This window comes from Paenibacillus gansuensis, assembly GCF_042684925.1.
GTDB lineage: Bacteria > Bacillota > Bacilli > Paenibacillales > DY6 > Paenibacillus_N > Paenibacillus_N gansuensis.
The window spans coordinates 207,497-230,312 of record NZ_JBHUME010000007.1; the positions used below are offsets into that span (position 1 = coordinate 207,497).

23 protein-coding genes are annotated in these 22,816 nt (G+C 52.1%); 18 read left to right on the top strand and 5 right to left on the bottom strand.

Features of this window, described 5'->3' with window-relative positions; all coding sequences use genetic code 11:
• Positions 1–2: 2 nt before the first annotated feature.
• The 17 genes from ACFSUF_RS08640 to ACFSUF_RS08720 all read left to right on the top strand — a co-directional run bounded on the left by ACFSUF_RS08640 (position 3) and on the right by ACFSUF_RS08720 (position 18,663).
• Positions 3–884, top strand: a complete 882-nt coding sequence (locus ACFSUF_RS08640) for a carbohydrate ABC transporter permease (RefSeq protein WP_377602097.1) — start codon at positions 3–5, stop codon at positions 882–884.
• 81 nt (positions 885–965) lie between these two features.
• Positions 966–2,705: a sensor histidine kinase gene (locus ACFSUF_RS08645; RefSeq protein ID WP_377602099.1), complete on the top strand. Its 1,740-nt coding sequence runs from the start codon at positions 966–968 to the stop codon at positions 2,703–2,705.
• Positions 2,706–2,721: 16 nt separating this feature from the next.
• Positions 2,722–4,341, top strand: coding sequence for a response regulator transcription factor (locus ACFSUF_RS08650; protein WP_377602101.1), 1,620 nt, complete (start codon positions 2,722–2,724; stop codon positions 4,339–4,341).
• Positions 4,342–4,367: 26 nt separating this feature from the next.
• Positions 4,368–4,745 (top strand): sensory rhodopsin transducer, encoded by a 378-nt coding sequence (locus ACFSUF_RS08655; protein WP_377603132.1) that lies wholly within the window; start codon positions 4,368–4,370, stop codon positions 4,743–4,745.
• A gap of 104 nt (positions 4,746–4,849) precedes the next feature.
• Positions 4,850–6,919 carry a bifunctional aldolase/short-chain dehydrogenase gene (locus tag ACFSUF_RS08660; protein WP_377602103.1) on the top strand — a complete coding sequence of 690 codons (2,070 nt, stop codon included), beginning with the start codon at positions 4,850–4,852 and terminating at the stop codon, positions 6,917–6,919.
• Between the two features lie 24 nt (positions 6,920–6,943).
• Positions 6,944–8,227: an L-rhamnose isomerase gene (gene rhaA / locus ACFSUF_RS08665; RefSeq protein ID WP_377602105.1), complete on the top strand. Its 1,284-nt coding sequence runs from the start codon at positions 6,944–6,946 to the stop codon at positions 8,225–8,227.
• 25 nt (positions 8,228–8,252) lie between these two features.
• Complete coding sequence (locus ACFSUF_RS08670; RefSeq protein ID WP_377603133.1) at positions 8,253–9,722, top strand: rhamnulokinase; 1,470 nt, start codon at positions 8,253–8,255, stop codon at positions 9,720–9,722.
• Between the two features lie 33 nt (positions 9,723–9,755).
• Positions 9,756–10,514, top strand: coding sequence for a DeoR/GlpR family DNA-binding transcription regulator (locus ACFSUF_RS08675; RefSeq protein ID WP_377602107.1), 759 nt, complete (start codon positions 9,756–9,758; stop codon positions 10,512–10,514).
• A 125-nt stretch (positions 10,515–10,639) separates the two neighbouring features.
• A complete protein-coding gene (locus ACFSUF_RS08680) occupies positions 10,640–11,368 on the top strand; it encodes a (Fe-S)-binding protein (protein WP_377602108.1) in 729 nt (242 codons plus the stop codon).
• Complete coding sequence (locus tag ACFSUF_RS08685) at positions 11,365–12,882, top strand: LutB/LldF family L-lactate oxidation iron-sulfur protein (RefSeq protein WP_377602110.1); 1,518 nt, start codon at positions 11,365–11,367, stop codon at positions 12,880–12,882. Before ACFSUF_RS08680 ends, ACFSUF_RS08685 begins: the two co-directional genes overlap by 4 nt.
• Positions 12,875–13,621, top strand: coding sequence for a LutC/YkgG family protein (locus tag ACFSUF_RS08690; protein ID WP_377602112.1), 747 nt, complete (start codon positions 12,875–12,877; stop codon positions 13,619–13,621). Before ACFSUF_RS08685 ends, ACFSUF_RS08690 begins: the two co-directional genes overlap by 8 nt.
• Positions 13,622–13,633: 12 nt before the next feature.
• Entirely contained in the window at positions 13,634–14,335 is a 702-nt protein-coding gene (locus ACFSUF_RS08695) for a FadR/GntR family transcriptional regulator (RefSeq protein ID WP_377602114.1), read from the top strand.
• 127 nt (positions 14,336–14,462) lie between these two features.
• Entirely contained in the window at positions 14,463–15,818 is a 1,356-nt protein-coding gene (locus ACFSUF_RS08700) for a hypothetical protein (RefSeq protein ID WP_377602116.1), read from the top strand.
• Positions 15,819–15,987: 169 nt separating this feature from the next.
• A complete protein-coding gene (locus tag ACFSUF_RS08705; protein ID WP_377602118.1) occupies positions 15,988–16,749 on the top strand; it encodes an SDR family NAD(P)-dependent oxidoreductase in 762 nt (253 codons plus the stop codon).
• A gap of 67 nt (positions 16,750–16,816) precedes the next feature.
• Positions 16,817–17,443, top strand: coding sequence for a hypothetical protein (locus tag ACFSUF_RS08710; protein ID WP_377602120.1), 627 nt, complete (start codon positions 16,817–16,819; stop codon positions 17,441–17,443).
• Positions 17,444–17,525: 82 nt separating this feature from the next.
• Positions 17,526–18,245 carry a YhcN/YlaJ family sporulation lipoprotein gene (locus ACFSUF_RS08715; RefSeq protein WP_377602122.1) on the top strand — a complete coding sequence of 240 codons (720 nt, stop codon included), beginning with the start codon at positions 17,526–17,528 and terminating at the stop codon, positions 18,243–18,245.
• 193 nt (positions 18,246–18,438) lie between these two features.
• The gene (locus tag ACFSUF_RS08720) at positions 18,439–18,663 is read left to right on the top strand and encodes a helix-turn-helix domain-containing protein (protein ID WP_019422432.1); all 225 of its coding nucleotides are present in this window, start codon (positions 18,439–18,441) and stop codon (positions 18,661–18,663) included.
• 80 nt (positions 18,664–18,743) lie between these two features.
• On the opposite strand, the gene ACFSUF_RS08725 is transcribed toward ACFSUF_RS08720, so the two are convergent.
• The 3 genes from ACFSUF_RS08725 to ACFSUF_RS08735 form a co-directional block, all read right to left on the bottom strand.
• Positions 18,744–19,499, bottom strand: coding sequence for an EcsC family protein (locus tag ACFSUF_RS08725; protein WP_377602124.1), 756 nt, complete (start codon positions 19,497–19,499; stop codon positions 18,744–18,746).
• 237 nt (positions 19,500–19,736) lie between these two features.
• Positions 19,737–20,048 carry an antibiotic biosynthesis monooxygenase family protein gene (locus tag ACFSUF_RS08730; protein WP_377602125.1) on the bottom strand — a complete coding sequence of 104 codons (312 nt, stop codon included), beginning with the start codon at positions 20,046–20,048 and terminating at the stop codon, positions 19,737–19,739.
• A 65-nt stretch (positions 20,049–20,113) separates the two neighbouring features.
• Positions 20,114–20,209: a YjcZ family sporulation protein gene (locus ACFSUF_RS08735; RefSeq protein WP_377602127.1), complete on the bottom strand. Its 96-nt coding sequence runs from the start codon at positions 20,207–20,209 to the stop codon at positions 20,114–20,116.
• Between the two features lie 356 nt (positions 20,210–20,565).
• On the opposite strand from ACFSUF_RS08735, the gene ACFSUF_RS08740 reads away from it, so the two are divergent.
• Positions 20,566–21,015 carry a hypothetical protein gene (locus tag ACFSUF_RS08740; RefSeq protein WP_377602129.1) on the top strand — a complete coding sequence of 150 codons (450 nt, stop codon included), beginning with the start codon at positions 20,566–20,568 and terminating at the stop codon, positions 21,013–21,015.
• Between the two features lie 177 nt (positions 21,016–21,192).
• Here the strand turns inward: ACFSUF_RS08740 and ACFSUF_RS08745 are convergent, their stop codons facing one another.
• Positions 21,193–22,215 (bottom strand): CapA family protein, encoded by a 1,023-nt coding sequence (locus tag ACFSUF_RS08745; protein ID WP_377602130.1) that lies wholly within the window; start codon positions 22,213–22,215, stop codon positions 21,193–21,195.
• Positions 22,216–22,354: 139 nt separating this feature from the next.
• The gene (locus tag ACFSUF_RS08750; protein WP_377602132.1) at positions 22,355–22,729 is read right to left on the bottom strand and encodes a hypothetical protein; all 375 of its coding nucleotides are present in this window, start codon (positions 22,727–22,729) and stop codon (positions 22,355–22,357) included.
• Positions 22,730–22,816: the final 87 nt, after the last annotated feature.

Consider the following 22,816-nt stretch of genomic DNA (forward strand, 5'->3'; position numbering starts at 1 on the left):
TGGTGAAAGCCTATGATTCCAAAGCCTACCGCGTGTTTACTTTTGCCAATTACCTGATCCTGCTGGCCATAGGCCTGCTGTGTATCCTTCCTATGTTTCATCTGCTTGCGGTGTCCTTCAGTTCAAAGGGGCCGGCGAATGCAAATCTCGTAGGGTTATGGCCGATCGGATTTACGACGGAAGCGTATGAAGAGGCCTTTACGAACACCAAGTACCTTAGATCTTTTCTAGTTACGTTTGAAAGAATCGGGCTGGGTGTTACGCTCAATATGATCCTGACATTTCTGCTGGCTTATCCGCTGTCCAAAGAATCCAGGGACTTTCCGTTAAGAAGCGTCTATGTATGGTTTATTGTGTTTACAATGCTGTTCGGCGGCGGTCTGATCCCAAGCTATATGCTGATGAAGCAGCTTCATCTGATGGACACGATCTGGGCCTTGGTGCTTCCGGGTGCCGTCCCTGTATTTAATGTGATCATGCTGCTGAATTTCTTCCGTCAGCTTCCCAAAGAGCTTGAAGAGTCCGCATTCATGGACGGGGCGAATCATCTGGTTTCCCTGATCCGAATCTATGTACCGCTCTCTATGCCGGCCATTGCCACCTTGACGCTGTTTAGTGTCGTGGGCCATTGGAATTCGTGGTTCGACGGCCTGATCTACATGAAGAGCCCTGCCCATTACCCGCTCCAAACGTATTTGCAAATTCTGCTCGAACAGACGAAGAACGCGATTACGCTGGACGGGGCTAAGCAAATATCCGAGGTAGCGAAACGCTCCTTGTATTCTGCTCAAATTTTCATAGCGATGCTTCCGATTGTGCTTGTGTATCCATTCCTTCAAAAATATTTTGTCAAAGGCATCGTACTTGGGTCTGTAAAAGGGTAACGCGGCAAACGCGGCAAACAGGAGAAGTTTCTCCTGTTTGTTTGGCATTTCCGGTGATATGATGGTGCTGAGGTGGTTCCGATGAGCATAATAGCAAGATGGCTTCGAATGAGCGTGTTCATGAAAGTATTTTTGGGTTTTCTGATCGTGGCACTCCCCCTGTATGGGACGAGTTTAAGCACCACATGGAAGGCGGGAAGCACCATTTCTTCGGAGACCCAATCTTCGACGCACAGCAAACTGCAGTTTTTCCTGGAGTATCTAAAAGATGAGCTCCAAAACGTCAATCAGATGCTGGTAGCGCTTAATAACGATCCGGATCTCCCGAGCCTTCTGCTGATGCAGGATTCCAAATTAACCTATGAAGTACTTCAACTATCCAACCAAATCCAATCGAAGATGAATATTGTTTATTACTCCAGCGACTATGTCACTGATGTGTTTCTGCTGCTGCCCCGCTCAGGCAAGCAATTGTCAGTCAATAAGGGCGGCTTGGTAAAGATTGAAGACAGCAAGAGAGGCTTCCTGAATAGGCACATAGGGAAATTCTCCCTGATGGACCGGTTCATAGACAATAATTCCATTACTTATACCATAGCAATCACGCAGAATTCGGAGACCGAGGTCAGCTATCTGCTTGGGGTGGAAATTTCTCAATCCAAAATATTGGAATCCCTCAAAAAATTCGATGCCGACGACAAATATCATACCTTTCTGGTAGATAATGCTTCGAAAAGGTATGTAGGGCGGGAGTACCTGACCAGCACGGATAAAGTGATCTATGAAACATTGAAAAACAGCCCCGAGCTCAAGAAAATCGAGTGGAACGGGGTTCGTTATATGGTTCAAAGCTCGAAAGACCAGTTCTTTACCGTCATTTCGTATGTGGAGGAAGGCCAGGTCCTCGGGTCAGTTAACCGTATCCGGAATTCGTTTTGGATCCTTGCAGCGGTCTCGTTCGCCTTCCTGTTTGTCTATTCCCTGCTGATTTTCCAGCAGATCCATAAACCGCTGAACCGGTTGGTCCGAACGATGAAAGCTGTTGAAAAAGGAGATGTAAACGTATACATTCCTAACTTGAAAGAAGATGAATTCGGCTACGTATACCGTCAGTTCAACAGAATGGTAGGGCAGCTCCGGAATCTGATCGAGGAGGTACTGGAAAATAAAATCCGGATGCAGCAGGCCCAGCTGAAACAGCTGCAATCGCAGATCAATCCCCATTTTCTATTCAACTGTTTCTATATCGGCTACCGGATGGCAAAGTCAGGTGAAATGGATAACGTCGCTAAATTATGCAAATATCTCGGAGACTATTTCCGCTTCGTCACGCAGCGTTCGGAACAGGATGTATTGCTGGAAGAAGAGATGAAGTACACGTCAACCTATCTGGAAATCCAGCTGCTCCGTTTCTCCAATAAGCTTTCCTACCGGGTGGAGATGGAGGAAGGGCTCGGGCAGACGGTCGTCCCGGGGTTGATCATTCAACCGCTTGTAGAGAATGCCCTGCTTCACGGGATTGAAAAAGTAAACCGGCCGGGACTGATCACCATTTGTATCCGCCATTGCGGAACCTTTATCTCTGTTGAAGTAAAAGATAACGGCCCGGGTATGGAAGAAGAAGCGCTTCGCCAGTTAACAGCCACACTTAACCAGTCAGTGAACGACACGAACCATTGCGGGTTATGGAATGTCCACTGGAGATTGAAGCATACGTTCGGGGAAAGCTCCGGGCTTCGCATCCTGAATCTGGAAGAAGGCGGCTTGTGTGTATCGTTTGAGGTTCCCGCATCATCGATGAAATTTGGAGAAACTGCATAGAAAGAAGGGATTCCCCATGTATAGTCTGCTGATTGTAGATGATGAACCGGTGATTGCGGAAGGCTTGGCCGAGATGGTGACGGGCTCCGGCCTGCCGCTGAGAGAGATTAAGTTCAGCTATTACGCTCCGGAAGCGCTGGCTATGTTTACGGAAACGCCTTTCGATATCGTGCTCGCGGACATCCGCATGCCGGAGATGAGCGGACTGGAGTTTTTCGAGAGAATCCGGCACCGCTCCTCTACAACGAAAGTGATCTTCCTGACCGGTTTCTCCGAGTTCGAATATGCAAGGAAGGCATTGCAGCTGGACGCGACGGATTATCTGCTGAAACCGGCCGATGACGAGGATGTGATTGCCAGTCTCATGAAGGCGATTGCGGAGCTGGAGCAGCAGTATGAGCGGATGATGGCGTTGGAATCGGCCCGGCGGCAGGTGAAGGAAGCTCTGCCGTCCGTCTATCATGATTTCTTCCGGCGGCTGCTGAACCGGGAGGAGTTTGGGACGGTGAAAAAGGTAGCAGAGGCATTCTCCAAATTCGATCTCCCCTTCTTGGCCGACCGTCCGGCGGCTACGGTTATCTGCCGGCTGGACGAATGGACCGGCCGCTTCGCGGAGAACGATCGGGCGCTTGTCCAGTTCGCCGTACAGAATATGATACACGATATGTTAAACAAGAACGGAAGGATGGCTTCGTTCCATACCGATGACGGGTTATGGGCAATGGTGATCCAACCTGCCGGCAGTGATGACGGAGAAGAGATGATACCTCTGCTCCATGAAAGGCTCGCCGATACGCAGGAGACGATTTACCGGGTTCTCGGCGCCGTGGTTTCTTTCGCACTTACCCCAAGCTTCTTGTCCTGGGAGGAGTGGCCCGGGGGATTCCGCTACCTGGCTTCCAGCCTGAAATTCACCTTGACCCCAGGGGTACTCCTGATGCCTGTTACGATGGCCGGTTCCGTCGCAGCCATACAATACGGATATATCAATGACGCGATCTCTAAAGTGACGGATGCGATCCAGTCGAGGGACACGGAATTGCTGGAGAAGGTCCTCGGTCAAGTGTTCATGGGCGGTGAGCCCGCAGAACGCACGAGCCCGGAGAGTCTGGGAATTATCTATATGGGAATCAGCCATTATCTGGTCAATTTAATGCTGCTCTACAGTCTGGGCCAGGAACTGACTGTCCCGGTTACCGAGAAGATGTCTAATTTTCACGCGCACAAAAACAGAAAGGAAGTCATCTCTTTCTTACTGGACAACTACCGCAAAGTTGCAGCCAAGATGGATACGGTCCGTAAACATCCGTCCGAATCGCTGATCGATCAAGTGAAATTGTATATTCATACGCATTTAAGCGATGATTTATCGCTGGACGTACTTGCGAAAGCCCGCTATGTGAGCCCGTCCTACCTGTCCAGGCTGTTTCATCAGGTGACGGGCGAACAGCTGACTGCCTATATTACACGGGTGAAGATGGATGCGGCGAAGAAGCTGCTGTCCGACGCTCAGTACAAAATCCAGGACGTGGCGGAAAAACTGGGCTATCAAAGCCCCAACTATTTCTCTAAAGTGTTCCGCAAGACACTTGGCATATCCCCGCAGGATTATCGGGCTACCAGTCTTTCGCCTTAATGACTATAGATTATGGAGGTTAGATGATGCACTCTTCTGCAGGTTCCACGGTTTGGTATATTCCTGACGGTTATATTCCTGAGGACAGCTCAGGCAAGCTGGCCAGCCATGAATCGGTCTGTGTGCTGAACAGCGGTTCCATGGACGCGATGGCAGAGTTTACGATTTTTTTTGAGGACAGGGACCCGATTGACGGGATTTATGTTACGGTGCCGGGACGGAGGACCAGACATATCAGGACAAGTTCGCTCACAAATGGAACCGAAACCATCCCAGTTGGCATCCCCTATGCGATACAGGTTACGAGCAGCCTGCCGGTCATCGTCCAATACAGCCGGCTTGACTCCACCCAGGCTGAAAACGCTTTAATGAGCACAATGGCTTTCCCTATTAATCAAACATAAAACAGACATAAACAAACATAAATAATAGTATTCAAAAACAAACAAAGGTGTTATGATCAAAACAAGCAAAAACAAAACTATTCAAACATGGTGGAGGTCGTAACATGGTACAAAGCTTATGGAATGCAGGGGATGCTTCAAAAGCAAAGGAAGGATTAGGGGAATTGGTGTACCGCTCGAACCTGATCGGAACGGACCGCCGGGTATGCAACTGGGGCGGGGGGAATACGTCCAGCAAGACGATCGTCAAGGATTTTCGCGGCCGCGAAACCGAAGTAATGTATGTGAAAGGCAGCGGTTCCGACCTGGCTTCCATGAAAGAGGGGAACTTTACCGGGCTTCGCATGGAGGATATCCGCCCGTTATTTGAGCTCGATGAAATGTCGGACGAAGACATGGTCGCTTACCTGGCTAACTGCATGATCGACGCCAAGCACCCGCGCGCATCGATCGAAACGCTGCTGCATGCGTTCCTGCCGTTTAAGCATGTGGACCACACTCACCCGGATTCCATCATCGCTTTGTGCTGTGCCGATAACGGGCGCGACCTGGCCGGCGAGATTTTCGGCGACCGTTATGTATGGGTGCCTTATATCCGCCCAGGCTTTACCTTATCCAAAATGATCGCCCAAGGCGTCCTCGAGAATCCGAAAGCGGAACTGGTTCTGATGGAAAAGCACGGTTTAGTAACGTGGGGCGAAACATCTGAAGCATGTTATGCAAAGACGATTGAAATTATTACGGAAGCGGAGCGCTTTATCGAATCCCGAATCAAGGAAGACCGGGTATTCGGCGGCTTGAAGCATGCTCCTCTGGAGGCGGAAGTGCGGCGCAGCATCGCGGCGCAAGTGATGCCTGCCGTGCGGGGTGCGGTCAGCGGCGGAAAGAAGATGATTCTGTCATTTGACGATCAGGAGGACGTGCTTACTTTTGTCGGCGGTATCGACTCTCCTCAGCTGTCCCAAGTAGGAGCCGCCTGCCCGGATCACCTCGTCCACACGAAAGTGGTGCCGCTGTTTATCGACTGGACACCGGATGCGAAAGATGTAGCCGGATTGACCGAGAAGCTGGTGCAGGGGATCGAGGATTATAAACAACAGTATCAGGCTTATTTTGAGCGAAACAAAAACGAAGGCGACATCATGTTCGAGGCTGCTCCCCGTGTGATTTTGATTCCGGGTATCGGAATGATTAATACAGGCAAAAGCTGGGCCATGTCCCAAGTGAGCGGGGCGCTGTATCACCGTGCGATTGCCGTCATGCGCGGGGCGACGGCGCTCGGAAATTTCGTATCTTTGAGCGAGAATGAATCTTATAACGTGGAATATTGGCCGTTGGAATTATATAAATTATCCCTTGCTCCTGCCGAAGCTGAATTCTCCCGGAAAGTCGCGTTTATTACAGGAGGAGCCGGCGGTATCGGCAGTGAAACCGCCCGCAGGCTGGTATCCGAAGGCGCGCATGTCGTGTTGGCCGATCTGAATGAGGAAGGCGCACAGAAGGTTGCCGGCGAAATCAATGCCAAGTTCGGTGAAAACCGTGCGATTGCCGTGAAGATGGACGTAACGAAAGAGGAAGACGTCGCAGCTGCGTATGCTGCAAGCAGTCTCGCCTTCGGCGGAGTGGACATTATTGTAAATAATGCGGGGCTGGCTACTTCGAGTCCTTTTGAAGAAACTTCGCTGAAAGAATGGAATCTCAACATCAATGTGTTGGGAACAGGTTACTTCCTTGTTGCGCGTGAGGCCTTCAAATTGATGAAACAGCAGGGAATCGGGGGCAGCATGGTGTTCGTAGGTTCCAAAAATTCCGTTTATGCAGGCAAGAACGCTTCTGCTTACAGTGCAGCCAAAGCCTTAGAGGCGCATTTGGCCCGCTGTATTGCGGCCGAAGGCGGGGAACACGGCATCCGTGTCAATTCGATTCTTCCGGATGCAATCCTGCAGGGATCAGCGATCTGGAACTCAAATTGGCGCAACGAGCGGGCTGCTGCTTACGGCATCGAGCCCGATCAGCTCGAAGAATACTACCGCAAACGGACAACGCTGCTTGTAAACATTTATCCGCGCGACATCGCAGAAGGCATTGCCTTCTTCGCCTCTTCCAAATCGGAGAAGACGACGGGCTGCATGCTTACAATTGACGGCGGTGTGCCTGCCGCATTCACCCGATAATAACGAAAAGGAGGGACCATTCCCATGGAGCCGACAATACTGCAAGGTTACGAGCTGGCGAAACAGCTGTATGCAAAACATGGTATCGATGTTGACCAGGCGCTTCGCCAGTTGGAAAAAATCAAAATATCCGTACACTGCTGGCAGGGTGACGATGTAAAAGGATTTCTGTTCAGGGATCAGGAGCTTACCGGGGGAATCTCAGTCACGGGGAACTATCCGGGAGCAGCCCGCACCCCGCAGGAGCTGAGAATGGACCTGGAAGAGGCGTTCCGCCTCATTCCCGGCAAACATAAAGTCAATTTACACGCGATCTATGCCGATACGCAGGAAAAGCCCGATCTGGATGAACTGGAACCGCGGCATTTTGAACCGTGGGTGGCTTGGGCGCGCGAACAGGGGCTCGGGTTGGATTTTAATCCTACCTGCTTCTCTCATGAGAAATCAAAGGACGGGTTCACGCTGAGCCATCCGGACCCGGACATTCGTAAGTTTTGGATCGAACACTGCAAAGCGTCCCGCCGGATCAGCGCCTACTTTGGCGAGCAGTTGGGCCAAACCTGCGTAACGAACGTCTGGGTGCCCGACGGTTATAAAGATGTGCCGGTTGACCGCATGTCCCCGAGAATCCGCTTGAAGGAATCGCTGGATGAAGTGTTTGCGGAACCGCTGAACCCCGCGCATCATCTGGATGCGGTGGAGAGCAAGCTGTTCGGGATCGGTTCCGAAGCGTATGTCGTCGGTTCCCATGAGTTTTATATGGGCTATGGGCTGCAGAACAACAAGCTGATCTGCTTGGATGCGGGACACTTTCACCCGACGGAGACGATTTCCAACAAGCTTTCTTCGCTAGCATTGTTCGCGGAAGGATTGCTGCTGCACGTCAGCCGCCCGATGCGCTGGGACAGCGACCACGTGGTGGTAATGGACGACGAGCTGCTCGATATCGGTAGAGAGTTGGTCCGCGGAGGCCTGCTGGAGAAGACGCATATCGGCCTGGACTTCTTTGATGCCAGCATTAACCGTGTGGCGGCATGGGTAATCGGTACGCGGAACACGCTGAAAGCATTGCTGCGGGCGTTCCTGGAGCCTGTCGATGAGTTAAAGAAAGCAGAGCTCGACGGTGATTACACGGCAAGGCTTGCTTTGACGGAAGAGTTCAAAGCATATCCTTTTGGCGCAGTATGGGATTATTATTGTGCTTCCCAAGGAGTGCCTGTAAGGGAAACCTGGCTTGAGCAGGTTCGGACCTATGAGCGCGAAGTTCTCTCCAAACGGGAACAGGCTGCAGCGCCGGCTCAGCTCTAATCAAATCGGGAAGGCGGTATCGTCTATGAGTATACTGGCTTATGATTTGGGAGCCTCCAGCGGCAGGGCTATCATCGGCCGGCTGAACGGAAGCAGGATCGTAACGGAAGAAATTCACCGGTTTCCGAATGAACCCGTTCAGGCAAGCGGGCGTCTGCATTGGGACATCTTGCGGCTCTATCATGAAATGAAGCAGGGATTGTTGAAGGCTAAGGCTGCGGGAGAGATTCCTTCCAGCCTTGCAGTGGACTCCTGGGCTGTGGATTTCGGACTTATCGGGAACACAGGAGAGCTGTTAGGCAATCCCTATCATTATAGGGACCGCCGGACCGAGGGTGTGATGGAGCGGGTAACCGGGCGTATTGGAAAATCCGAGATCTTTAACCGTACCGGAATCCAGTTCCTGCCGTTTAATACAATCTATCAACTGGCGGCCATGAAAGAACAGCATTCACCCCTTCTCCAGGAGGCGCACCGGTTTTTGATGATACCGGATTTGCTGCGTTATTTCCTGACTGGAGAGATGTTGAATGAATTCTCCAATGCAACGACAACGCAGTTGTACAATCCGTCAACGGGTTCTTGGGACAGCGAGCTTCTATCCGGGATCGGCATCCCTTCCTCGATATTCGGTCAGGCGGTGCAGCCCGGTACCGCGGCAGGAACACTGCTGCCCTCCGTCTGTACGGAGCTGGGCGTACCGGCCATTACCGTTCTGGCTGTCGGGGAGCACGACACCGCATCGGCGGTGGTTGCCGTTCCCTCAGAGAGCGCCTCCTTCGCATACTTAAGCTGCGGGACATGGTCATTGTTGGGAACGGAAGTGGATCAACCGGTCATTACGGCACGTTCACTGGAGCTGAACTTTACGAATGAAGGCGGCGCGGGGAACAAGTACCGGCTGCTCAAAAACATTATGGGTCTGTGGATCCTTCAAGAGCTTCAGCGGGAATGGGCAAGGGAAGGAAAGACACAAAGCTTTGCGGATCTGGTGGAAACTGCCCGGACGGCTCCTTCCTTCAGCGTCTTCATTGATCCGGACGATCCTATGTTTCTTGCGCCTGGCGCGATGACAACGAGGATTCAAGAGTTTTGCACCCGCACCGGCCAGAAGCGGCCCGAAACAATAGGACAATACGTACGTTGCGTTATGGAAAGCCTGGCTTTACAATATCGGTATGTGTATGAGCTTACCGAAGAGCTGTCGGGACGGAGTTTTCAAGGCCTTCATATGGTAGGCGGAGGCATCCATAATGAGCTGCTGTGCCAATGGACTTCAGACGCGATCGGCAAACCGGTATGGGCTGGTCCGGCTGAGGGCAGCGCCATCGGAAATTTGGCGGTCCAATGGATTGCGTCAGGTGAATTCTCAGGACTGCAGGAGGCCAGGCGCACGATTCGGGAGTCCTACGGTGTCAAAACATACGAACCTTGCGGCGGGGAAGCCTGGGAGGAAGCGTTTCAGCGCTTCCGGCAGCTGTCCGTTCACCGGTAATGCCGGCGCAGGAAGGAAAGGGGAAATTCAGCAGTGCTGGTTGCAGAACGTTATGAACGCATCGTACAGCTTGTAAATGAGAAAGGCAGCATCCGGGTTTCCGAGCTGAGCGAGCTGTGCCAGGTGACCGAAGAGACGATCAGGCGGGATTTGGATCGGCTGGAACAGGCCGGCCGCCTGCGCAGGTCGCACGGAGGGGCCGTCAGCGTGAAGGACCAGCAGCCTGAAATTCCCTATTTCGAGCGTGAAGTGATGCATGCCGGGGAGAAGAAGCGCATTGCGGAAGAAGCGGTAAAACGGGTGTCCGCCGGAGACAAAATTCTGCTCGATGCCAGCACAACCGCATGGTACATGGCACAGATTTTGCCCGACCTGCCGATTACGGTACTGACCAATTCCATCAAAGTAGCGATGGAACTAAGCGGGAAAGAGCAGGTTGAAGTCATCTCTACCGGCGGGCTCCTCGCCAGGCGCTCACTGTCTTATGTAGGCCCGTCCGCTGAACGGTCACTGGAAGAGTATCATGTCGATAAGGCGTTTCTATCGTGCAAAGGCATCCATCCGGAGCGGGGGATCAGCGAATCCAACGAACTGCAGGCGCGGATTAAGCAGCAGATGCTGAGGGCTGCGGAATATACCTACCTGCTGGCCGATGCAAGCAAGTTCGGGACGCCTTCTTTTGCCAGAATCGGAGATTTGAAGGAGATTCATCATATCATCACCGACCGCCGACTGACGGAGGACCTGCTTGCCGGGGTCCGGGAACAGGGAGTCAGGGTCACTACCGTATAAAACATGCTGTTGCAGAAAATACCATATTTTCGAGAAAAACCTTCCCGTAAGAGGAAGGTTTTGTTACAATTAACTTGTCTGACAACCTGATAAATAATTAAAAATTTTGATCAATGAGGTGTACCATGAAGGTTTCCTTATTCATTACTTGTTTAAGCGACACATTGTACCCGAAGGTCGGCGAGGCCATGGCCCGTCTGCTGGCGCGGTACGGCATCGAACTGGAATTTCCACGGGTGCAGACCTGCTGCGGGCAGCCCGCATATAACAGCGGTTATTGGGGGGAAGCCCGGGAAACGGCTCGGACGATACTGCAAGCTTTTGAACACAGCGACTTTGTGGTTTCTCCCTCCGGTTCCTGTACCTATATGATTCACCATTACAGCGAGCTTTTTAAAGACGATCCCGTGATGAAGGCCAAGGCGGAGGAGCTGCAGCGGAAGACGTATGAGTTTACGCAGTTTCTGGTGCAGGTCCTGGGGGTCAGGGATATAGGAGCGGTGTTTCCTTATAAAGTTACCTACCATCCTTCCTGCCACGGAAGCCGGCTGCTTGGGGTGAAGGAAGAGCCGATGGAGCTGCTCCAGCATGTGAAGGGGCTTACGTTCGTACCGCTGCCTTTTGCGGAGGACTGCTGCGGGTTCGGGGGCACGTTTGCGGTCAAAATGGCGGATATCTCCGGAGCGATGGTGACTGAAAAAGCGGACCATGTTAAGGAGACGGAGGCGGAGGTGCTAGTAGGGCTGGATATGGCCTGTCTCATGAACATCGCCGGCAACTTGCGTTACCGTAATGAGCCAGTCAGGGTTATGCATTTGGCGGAGCTGCTGGCGGAAGGAGTGGAATCGGCATGAGTGCAGCGAAAACCAGGAAGAGTACGGTGAAAGAGCGGGCGGATCTGGCCCTGAACGATGAGTTTTTGCGAAAAGCGGTAAAGTTTACGACAGAGCGTCTGCGCAACGGGAAGAAGAACGCCTCCGCCGATCACGGCAACTGGGACGACTGGAGGGAGCGCGGACGCCAGATCCGGCTGCATACGATCGCACATTTAGATTATTATTTGAACTTATTTACGGAAAACGCCCGGGCGAACGGGGTTCATGTCCACTTTGCCGAAACGGCGGAAGAAGCTGTGAGCCTGTCATTGGCTATTGCTGAACGGAAGTCCGCCAAGTCCGTCGTAAAATCGAAATCCATGGTATCGGAGGAGCTTCACCTCAACCATGCATTGGAAACGATCGGCGTAGAGGCGGTAGAAACGGATTTGGGCGAGTATATTATCCAATTGGCGGGAGAAACCCCGTCTCACATTATCATACCGGCGATCCACAAAAACCGGTATCAAATTGCGGACCTGCTCTCGGCCGAGGCAGGGGAACGATTGGAACCGGATACAACGGTGCTGGCGGGCTTTGTGCGCAAAAAGCTGAGGGAAAAGTTCCTCGAAGCCGACATCGGCATGACCGGCTGCAACTTCGCGATTGCCGAAACCGGCTCGATGGTGCTGTTCGAGAATGAAGGCAATGCGCGCATGGTGACCACGGTCCCGCGCACCCAAATTACGCTGATGGGCATGGAACGCATCATTCCGTCCTGGACCGATTTGGAGGTCATGGCTACACTGCTGCCGCGATCGGCTACAGGCCAAAAGCTGACCGTCTATATGTCAGGCATTACAGGTCCGCGTCGTGAGGCGGATGCCGACGGTCCGGACGAAATGCACATCATTATTCTCGACAACGGCAGGTCGAATCAGCTTGGCGATCCGGAGTTTCAGGAGCTGTTGAACTGCATCCGCTGCGGTGCGTGCCTAAACGCATGTCCGGTATACCGCCACATCGGCGGCCACGCCTACGGCGGGACTTACAGCGGCCCGATCGGTGCCGTTTTGACTCCTGCACTGCAGAAGAATGTCGCGGATTGGGACGATATTGCGAATGCGTCCAGTTTATGCGGCGCTTGTTATGAAGCCTGTCCGGTCAAAATCCCGCTGCATGACATGCTCGTGTATCTGCGCCGCCGTAAAGTAGAGGGAGGTCACGGCAACACGCTGGAGACGATAGGGATGAGAGGATTTGCCGCTGCCGCAGGGAATGCCAAGGTGATGAGCGGGATGCTTAAGCTGGGCAAGCTCGGACAGAGGCTGGTGCTCCGTGACGGGGGCATCCGGTTGAAGCTCGGTCCGTTGAAGGGCTGGAACAGCTACAGAGTAACGCCTGGATTGCCCAAGCAATCGTTTCGCGACCAATGGCCGACACTGCAAGAAGAACTGCGACGGGGCCTGCAGGAGATGAGTCCGGAGATCAGGAACAGGCTGGAGGAACGAAAACTTCAGCAGAACCGTAAAGGGGGGCATAGCAATGGTTGATACGCATAAAGACTGGCTGGAGGAGCTGGAGCGGAAGTCGCGACTGAAGCAGGAGGCGTTTATGAATGGGATTGCAGGCAAACTCGGCCGCCCGCGGATTGCTGCCGCCCCTGCTCACCCGTTCCGGGGAGCTCCCGCGTTTTGGGGAGAGTTCGATTGGCAGGAGGAGGAGCGGATCAGCGCCTTCGAAGCGAACTTTCGGAGTGCGGGCGGTCATGTGGAGAGGCTTCCAGATATGGAACGGGCGAGTGCTTTCATAGCCGGCAAAGCTATGGAAACGGGAGCGCGGCGCATAATGCGCCAGGACCAGCCGGAGCTGGCGTTGCTGCAGCTGGAGCAGGCACTGCCCGGGGCGGAGATCAAGGTATGGAACTCGAGCACAACAGACGGTGAGGATAACCCGAGTTACTGGAAAACACGGGCGGCGGAAGCGGATTTCGGCGTAGTGATGGCCGATTATGCCGCAGCCTACACCGGTTCCGTTACGGTTCTCTCCGCAGCCGGCAAAGGGCGCTCCGTCAGCTTGCTTCCTACAGTCTTATTTGTTATTCTGCCCGTAGAGAGGCTTGTTACAAGGCTGGGGGAGGTGCTTGTGAATTTTGACCGCATGGGCGGGGAAGGGTTACCGGCAGGTATTCACTTTATTTCAGGACCCAGCCGTTCAGCCGATATTGAGAATGATCTGACGATCGGCGTTCATGGACCTGGGATTGTATATACGCTGATCGTCGGAGCTTAAGGGAGCTGCCGTATGGAAGTTACGCGATTAACGAAGCAGAATCATTATGAAGCGATTATGGAACAGATTAAACAGCAGATTGTGGACGGGACGCTGAAGCCGGGAGATAAGCTTCCGTCAACCCGGGAGCTTTCGGAGCGCTTTGGGGTAGGCCGTTCTACGACACGGGAAGCTTTAAGCGCTTTAAAGGCGATGGGCTATATCGATATCCGCCAAGGCGGCGGGTGCGTAGTGCTCCAGTCTGCTCCGCCGGGTGAGCAGCCTCTTGCAGAGCTTCAAGTCCAGAGTACGGAATTGCTGAATTTGCTGGAGGCGCGAAAAGCGCTGGAAGTTGCTAACGCCGCTCTCGCTGCGGAAAAAAGGACGGAGCAGGATTGCCGCGTGCTGGAACGTCTCCTGAAGGAAATGAAAAGTTCCATCGGTGATGACCTGGAGGGAGAACGGACGGATCTGGAATTTCATTTATCCCTGGCGAGGATGACCCATAACCCGATTATGGTGCAGCTGCTGGAATCGATCATGCTTCCGATGGAACAGGCGATTCGCGGGGTTAGAAGAGCGGAGCTTTACTCCAACCGTTCTGTAGCCGTAAAACTTTATCGCGAACATGAAGAAATTCGTATGGCGGTTCAGCGAGGGGATAAGGATCTTGCTGCCCGCAGCATGTCCGTACATCTTCAGCATGTGGAAGAGATCGTACTGAAGTACGTATAGTGAATCAACGATTTGTAATACTGGTTCAATGAAGATAGAGCGGAACTGTAGACGGCGTTTCCCTGCTTGGCTATAGTCAGGATAGCATTAGGCTGCAGACTATAGCTTTCCATGGAGGGAAACAGAGATGGAACGAATTACGGTAGACCTGTCCCATGTAATCCGGACGGGCGCGCGAGACGGGGTAGGCATCAACCTGAACTACCTTGTTGACTCCGACAAGAACAGGCCGGACGCGCCTCCTATAGCGCAAGTACTGGGCGGAATGGGGATGAAGCGGCTGCGGTATCCGGGCGGGGAAAAGTCCGATACGCATTTCTGGAAACTGGCGGGGGAGCGTGTGGAACAGCTGAACTATAATCCCGATTACCGCAAGCTAAAGCTGGAAGACGGCCTGGAGCTTCTGGAGTTTGATAAGTATGTTGAGCTCTGCAGAGAATGCGGTGCGCAGCCTTTTGTAGTAACGGCTTATGATAATCCTCTAAAATATGAAACAAAGTACAATATGAAGGTTACGCTCGAAGACTGCATCGAAAATGCGGTCGCATGGCTCACTTATGCCAATCTAACGAAACGATACGGCATAACTTACTGGGAGATCGGCAACGAGAACTGGCATCCGGAGAGCGGAATGCACCCGTCCCGCGCTGGTGATGACATCCGTGCGATTGCGGAAGCTATGAAAGCGGTGGATCCCTCCATTAAAATCGGGGTCAGCGGGATGGATCATGCCGGCTGGTGGCCGGTGTTCCTGCCTAAAGTATCGGATGTGATCGATTTTCTGACGGTAAGCGAATATGCCTGCCTGAATTGGGGCGGTTACGATCACTATGTCCGCCACCCGGAAGTAAACCTGCTCGTTCAAGCAACAGAAGCGCTCCGAGCAATCAAGGATTATGCGGACCCTGCATCCAAGGACCGGCTAACGGTCGTCATTACGGAATGCAACTCCAAAGACTTCTGCCGGGTACCGGGCGGCGCCTGGGACAGCAGCAACAGCCTGGGCCACGCGCTTGTTACCTTCGAACTGTTCGGCCAGGCGCTGCTGCAGCCGAAGATTGAGTTTACGATGCTGTGGAACACCCGTTGGATCAAGCCGGAGGAACCGTCCATCTGGGATGCGCTGAATCCTGCTAACGGGCTGAATCCTTCGGGCAGGGCACCGGCAATCTGGGGACAGTTCCTCCATGATCACATGGTTGCATCGAGCTCCACCGCTTACATCCGTTCCTTCGCATCTTACGATCCCAGGACTGGCGGCATGAGCGTATTTCTGATTAACAAAAGCTATGAAGAACAGCCCATTGAGCTCCGGATCGAGGGCGTGGAACAACCCTCCGCTCCTTCCGCCGTATGGCGTTTGGAAGGAACCGGACCTGACGATACGGCTCCCATATGGTACCGTGCTGCGGAAATGACTGATGTAACTGCGGCCGTTACCCTTCCGCCTGTATCCATCTCAGTCATTACTGCACAAAGCTAACCTGTCAGCCTTCTCTCGCTTCTGAGAGGAGGTTGTTTTATTTCGAAGTTCCGGAAAAAACAGCTGCGGTTCCATCTCCATGTTCATTAGTACTTTCTCTTGCAGGTATAGTTATAGTATCTTTGATAAGAAGAAAGAATGAGAATGCTTTCCAAAAGGAGAATGCGGTGTGAAATTGGACCTTTCAGGAAAAACGGCATTAATCACCGGAGCGACCGGAGAGCTGGGCAGAGTGATTACCCGTACGTTGGCCTCATGCGGAGCAGATGTGATCATTCAATACCGTTCTAATGACGACAATGCGGTGAAGCTGAACAAAGAGATTCATGCGATGGGACGCAAAGCGGTTGCGGTGCGGGCCGATGTCACTGATATGGCCTCGGTGCAGCATATGAAAGATACGATTGCAGCCGGGTTCTCTATGCCGGACATTGTCGTAGCGAATGCAGTCATTCAATATCAGTGGACTTCCGTGCTGGAGCAGCCACTGGAAGACTATGCAAGTCAATTTGAATCTTGTGTCATGCAGAGCGTCCATTTGGCCAAGTGCTTCGTTCCGGAGATGATCTCCAAAGGCTGGGGCCGGATGATCGGGATCAATACAGAATGCGCCATGCAGAACTTTCCGACCCAATCGGCTTACGTTTCCGGCAAAAGGGGGATGGACGGCGTGTACCGCGTCCTCGCGAAAGAAATCGGAGCACACGGCATCACGGTCAACCAAGTAGCGCCCGGCTGGACGATCAGCGAAAGGGACCGCATACACGGGACGGAGCGGAACGCAGACTATGAGCGCAGCGTGCCGCTCGGGCACAGAGGAACGGACCAGGACATTGCCAATGCAGTCGCGTTTCTGGCTTCGGACCTTGCAGCCTTCATTACGGGAGCTTATCTGCCAGTTTGCGGCGGAAACGTGATGCCTGCCATTTAAACACTACTCATTTTCATCGCGCCCATGGTAAGATTAGGATGATTTATACCTGTGAGGAGGAACGAAGATGAGCGGATTGGGGACAAGCCAGCCGGGAACGGCGCAGAAACATTCGTTTCAAGCTTTTAGCAAAGAGGTCGGGAATATACTGCGCAACCCTTACCGGTGCCTGGATTTTCAAGCTTCCAGGGACGCAGTATTCGGGTTTACAGGCATCTTGGCGGGCATCCTCGGGTTTATGTTATGGGGATGGGTGCTTCTGGTGCGGATAGACCGCTTGTTCGGCAGCTATTTTAAAGACGGTCTGATGCGTATCATTCTGGGGGAACGCATTGTTTCCGTGCTGCTTATGACTTCCTTGTGCTCGCTTGTGGTGCTGTTCGGTACAGTTTGGATGTTCGGCTCCCTGCTGGGAACCCGCAAATCCGATGTTCGACAGCTGATTACCGTCTTAGGCTCCGTCCAGTGGGTTGCGGGAGCAGGCATTACTGCTGCAGCGGTGATTACTCTGCTTTTGCCCAATTTGGGATGGATTGTGCTGCTTGCTTCGTTGATAACTGTGGGTATGCTGACGCTGCAAATTGCTTATGACCTGTTCGGGACGGCAACGGCATCTTCCAGATACCGCATGCTGATCGGTTCAGCCATTGTGTATCCTTTAGGCTTTTTCGTACTCTTTTCAACCTTAGTGTAGTGGGTAAAGGGAATAAAATAGGGCTCATCTTAAAAGACTAACTAAGGAATCCTATTTTATCCTGAATGGAGCGACAGCAGTTATGCACAATCACCCTTTGTTTAAGCTTGCTATGATCTCTGCGCTGACTTGCAGCTTGTCCGCATGCGGGAATCAATCTACTAACGATAACGGCCCGAAAGCCCAGCAATACGGCTTGAACAGGACGGGCAAAGACTTGAACGGGCTCCGCTTCAACCGTGACGATATGAATTGGGAGCAGGGCAACGGCATGAGCATCCGCGGGCATAATATCGTGCGTCAAGACAACCATGAAGATCTCGGCGGTCTGGATGTAAGCGGACGCGGCGGAGGGATCAACGCTCAGGGCATCCGGAACTACGGAAATCACATGGGGGGCACACACCACAATGACCGGATGGAAATAAGCCAGAAACTGGCGGAGAACATTTCCGCTATGCCGGAAGTGCACTCGGCAAACGTTCTGTTAACGAACGAGAATGCCTACGTTGCGGTAGTGCTGGAGCATTCCGGCAGCTGGAACGCGAAGTCCCGTGCGACTAAAGGGAACAATTCTGCGGACTCGGAAGCTGCTCTAGAAGATTCTGTGAAGTCGAAGATTGACGGGGAAATACGCAAAGCCCAAGCGGGGATCCGGAACATCTACATTTCCGCCAATCCCGATTTTGTGGCCCGGGTCAACAATATTGCGGAGGAAGCCTCCCGCGGACATGCGATTCAAGGCTTTATAGAGGAATTCAACTCTATGGTCCGCCGTGTGTTTCCCGCGAAGAACCCTTAATCGGATCGGCCAACTTTCGCCCGATTTGTACAGGCCGGCAGCGTTATGCTGCCGGTTTTTTTGCCGTGATTCCGGGGATCCGCCTATTTTTCTATGCTACCGCACCATTGCCCTACGGGCGTCATAAACTGAATTTGACTGTATCCCTTTACCTTGTATACCAAACATAGCCCAGGCAAGGAGGGGTGACCACATGAAGGGTAGCGACCACAAGAGCAAATTTTTATTAACTAATCGTGAACGAGAAGTTTTCGAACTACTGGTACAGGATAAAACCACAAGGGATATCGCGCAGCAGTTGTTTATCAGCGAGAAAACCGTACGTAATCATATTTCCAATGTGATGCAGAAATTGAATGTCAAAGGTCGTTCACAAGCGGTTGTCGAGCTAATCAAGCTTGGGGAATTGAAGATCTGACAGAGTTTCCTCTAGATCAACCTTCTGTCCGTGTTCCGAAAGGGACCGGTAGGAAGGTTTTTTGACATGCGGTTCCATGCCTAGTCTGCATTATAAGACGCATCTTTGTCCTGAAGCCGCCTCATCCGATAGGCGTTCATACCGGTTTGCCCCAGCTCATCCAGCAGTCCATAGTTGGCCCAGGCGCCTACCACGGCTCCGATGCCCGGTATCATCTGCAGCATTTTGCGAAAATCGATGGTGTCCCTGTATTCTTGCTGAAGCTGGCGCCAATCCACCTGGTCCGACTTGGGCGGAAGCGACCCTGCCTTCTCCTCCCATGTTTTCACGATGTCAAGCAGCCTCAATTGCTTACTTTGGCTGGAAAAGGCCAATTGGAACACATAGAGGATGAACAATCTCTCGCGATAATTCGTTGTCGAATAACCATAGGCATGGGCAAGCTCGAACAAAAATTTGATTTTGATGCCGATGAGCACCGGAAAATCAACGAGACCGAGCATGATGCCTCCTGCACCCGTCCCGGCTCCTTCGGCGGCGGCTATTTTCTTGTAAAGGGAAAGAAGTTCCTCCGCCCGGATATCGCAGTCTGCAAGGGATGCACCCCGCAGCGGTTGATTCTTTGGAATGTAGTCCATGGTGAACAAGCTCGTCTGTACAATTCCTTTCACCGCGGTCGTCAGGGCTTGATGAACCTTATCCGGAATGATTGTATTTATCCGGGTCGAGATAGATTTCGATGTTCTTTCCAGCATGCTTGGAGGTTTCAGCAATTCCTTTTCCCAAAGCAGCAGCTTTTGGGCCGTCTGTTCTTCATACAACGTATTGTCTGTCATTTGGCACTCTCCTTCTGCTTGCATCATTCTCAATTGTTATCATACGCCTCAGAAAGAGCTTGGTGGCAATGGGTACTGCAAACCAAGTCAAGCCGCCCGAGAGGGGCGGCTTGTTTCATTGCCCTTCCTTAAAGAGAGGAAGAGGCGTATGGACCGATCGCGTAAGCATCACTCTATTAGGGTTTAGGCAGATTTTTCGGTAAAATGGCTAGTCCACTGATCATTAGAATAATAAGCTCAAGAAGGCAGTCCGGTACTAGGCTCGTATACCTCATAAATAATAACAACGGGAGGAGACTCTAAATAGACAAGAGGGATCGAGCCGCTGATTTCGGACGCAATTATTTTTCCCGCAGCGATGACATCTTCCTCCGACTCCCAGTAACTGATAGTCGCAAATTCATTCGTTACCTTCTCCCCCAAAAAAGTGATCCCACGGAATCCCTTTACCGAGCGGAGGAGCTGCAGCTTCTGGGAAGCTAGCTGCTCTGCAAATGAAAGCGGTGTTGTGTTTCGTAACCTAAGCATGCCGAATCTTGCGTACATCATTCATTCCCACCCTTACCATGCGTTTGTTACATTATATGTACCTCCCCCTAAGGGGAGTACTGCTATTACAACAGGAAAGAACGGCTGATGATAACCAAAAGAATGAAAAGAACCAGAATTGCACCTGTAGAAGTGAAACCGCCGTAACCTACTCCGCTCATGAGATAACCTCCTCGTGTCATTTGTGAGTGGTGGAAGGATGTCTACCACGAAATATCATATGTGGCAGGAGTCGGGAGGGATTGGACGAATGTCTAGATCCCAATCCCAATTCCGCCGCTCCCGCATGCAAAGCTTAAATGAAACCTGTCCACTCTACGTGCACTACATCTGTTTCTTCTGGTTCCTGTTCCGGCTCTTCCGCCTCGATGGTCTCTTCAGGATGCTCTTCCTGCCCGTTATCAATGAAAACCATTGCACATTCGCTCCTTTCTTGATACTGTGGAACTCGTAGACTAGGTTACCCATGAATTTCCTGCCCATTCATAAAATAGGGTAGACTATCAAAGGGGCGCACATGAAAAGAACAACTTTTATCTTCTTGATTGCTATTTTTATTCTGCTTAGCGGATGTTCTTCTATGAACGGCAACCATCCTAGAGCAGCAATGGCAGATTTCAATAGATCACTGGAACGGACAGGCTTTACCGCCTACAAGTCTATGGATAAGGGGAAGAACAGCATTTTTGTGCTTCAGGGCCTGGCACCGAAGCAGTTCCGGCTGCAGAGCGCTTCGGAAGCGAAAACCGAGAATGAGCCGGTCAATCTCTATATTTACAGCTATGAAGAGGTACACCAGACGGACAAGGCTGAACTAGAATTTTATGAGTTATACGAAACGATGACCCTTGCAGTCATTCCAGTTGTAGTAAGATCGGAACAGTTGCTTTTAATTTATTGGAAAAAGCAAGGCGAAGACTCCTCGAAAGTAGAGATGGCGTTGAATGAAGCATTGCTGCGCGAATAGCCGCAGCATCCGGCAGCTGCGCACGGGTGCTGGCTGAACTTATTCGTACTGATTCTGTCGTCCGCCGCTTGAAAGCGATTTGGGCTAATTTAAAGTGAAGAACCTCTCCTTACTGTCAGCCGAGCGGACAGTAAGGAGAGGTTCTTGTTATTTCTATGCCAGCAAGTATCCCGCAAGCTATTTTTCTTTCACCACGCCGTTGCTGCTTACCTTGGCATTATAAGAATAACGGTTGACATGCGCTATGATTGACTGATTAAACGCCTGATCCATCAACCTCGGCTGACCGCCGGAAATTTTGGCCGGGACGATCGCAGTTGTCGTCTTTGAGCCGTCCCAGTAGACTTTCAGCATCATCGACAAGGTTGTCACGGCCCCGCCCCGGGTCGACTGGTTAAATACAAAGTTGCCTAAAGAGTAGAAAATAGGCTTATGTTTATAGAATTCAGCACCCATAAGCGTATGGCTGTGCGCGCCAACGACCAGATCCACACCGTTATCGATCAGCTTGCGGGCCAGGTCCCGGGCATAAGCCTCAGGGGTAAAGCTGAATTCCTTATTCCAGTGAACGTATACTACGGTAAAGTCGCTTTGGCCGGCGGTTTTTTTGATATAATCCAGCATCGGCTTATCGGTAAAGGCGGACGCCGCCCCCGGCTTACGGGTTCCGGCATGCCAGGAACGATCCTCCATGACGCGGGTAACCCCGACAATAGCTATCTTTCGTCCCTTCACATTCTTTATAAACGGACGGAACGCCTGCTCTGCGTCTTTGCCGGCGCCCGTATGCCCGATGCCTTTGCGGTCAAGATGAACCAGCGTATCCAGCATGGCCGTCTGGCCGTAATCCAGAATATGATTGTTGGCGAGGGTTACTCCGTCAACCCCGGCGTACACTAAACCGTCCAGTGTTTTCGGTTCGGAGCGGAACGTGAACATCTTGCCTTCCAGCTTGGACCCCCTCACCGAAACGGGCGTTTCTAAATTTACAAAAGAGATGTCTGCCGCGCGCAATACAGGGGCTACTTTCTGGAACGGATAGGCAGTCCCGTTCTTCTTGATTTGGTTACCGACATATCCGTCTAACAGAACATCGCCTGCAAATGTCATGGAGACGGGGCCGGTATCGGCTTGTACCGATGGGAGCAAAAGAATGGAAAGGCATAGGATGATAAGTAAAGCAACCGCTCTTTGTTTCATATTCTCCTCCTAACATAGTAGTTCATTTCCTTTATTTTACCACATTTTGACTATGTTCATGCTAAACGAACCAGCATCAGTGTTTGCTAATGTTTTTGAAAACAAAAACAGCCTGCAAGCGCAGGCTGTCCGGTTTAGCTTAGTAAGGCTGAGGATAAAAGAGCGTTCTGTACCCGTAGCCCGGATAACCGGGATAGCCGGCATACCCTCCGTATCCGGGGAATCCTCCGGCACCGGGATATCCGTAATAAGGCTGCTGATAATATGGCGTTGCATAAGGAGGATAATAAGGCTGTGAGAACAGGTATGCTAACGGAAGCAGACCCGCTGCCCCGCCTAGTCCGCCGCCGCCGTAAAAGCCTCCGGGATATCCGCCGTAGTAGCCTCCACCGCCATGATGGCCTCCGCCATGAGATCCTCCATGAGAGCCTCCATGAGAGCCTCCATGAGAGCCTCCATGCTGCCCGAAGCCGTCGGGCCTGTCGATGTATTGGCTGGTGCTTTGTTCAGGCATTGCTATCACTCGCTTTCGTTATGGTTAATGTATCATATGTGCTTTTGCCTAGATGGTGATAAATTTTGCAGAAGACAAGAAGCGCCG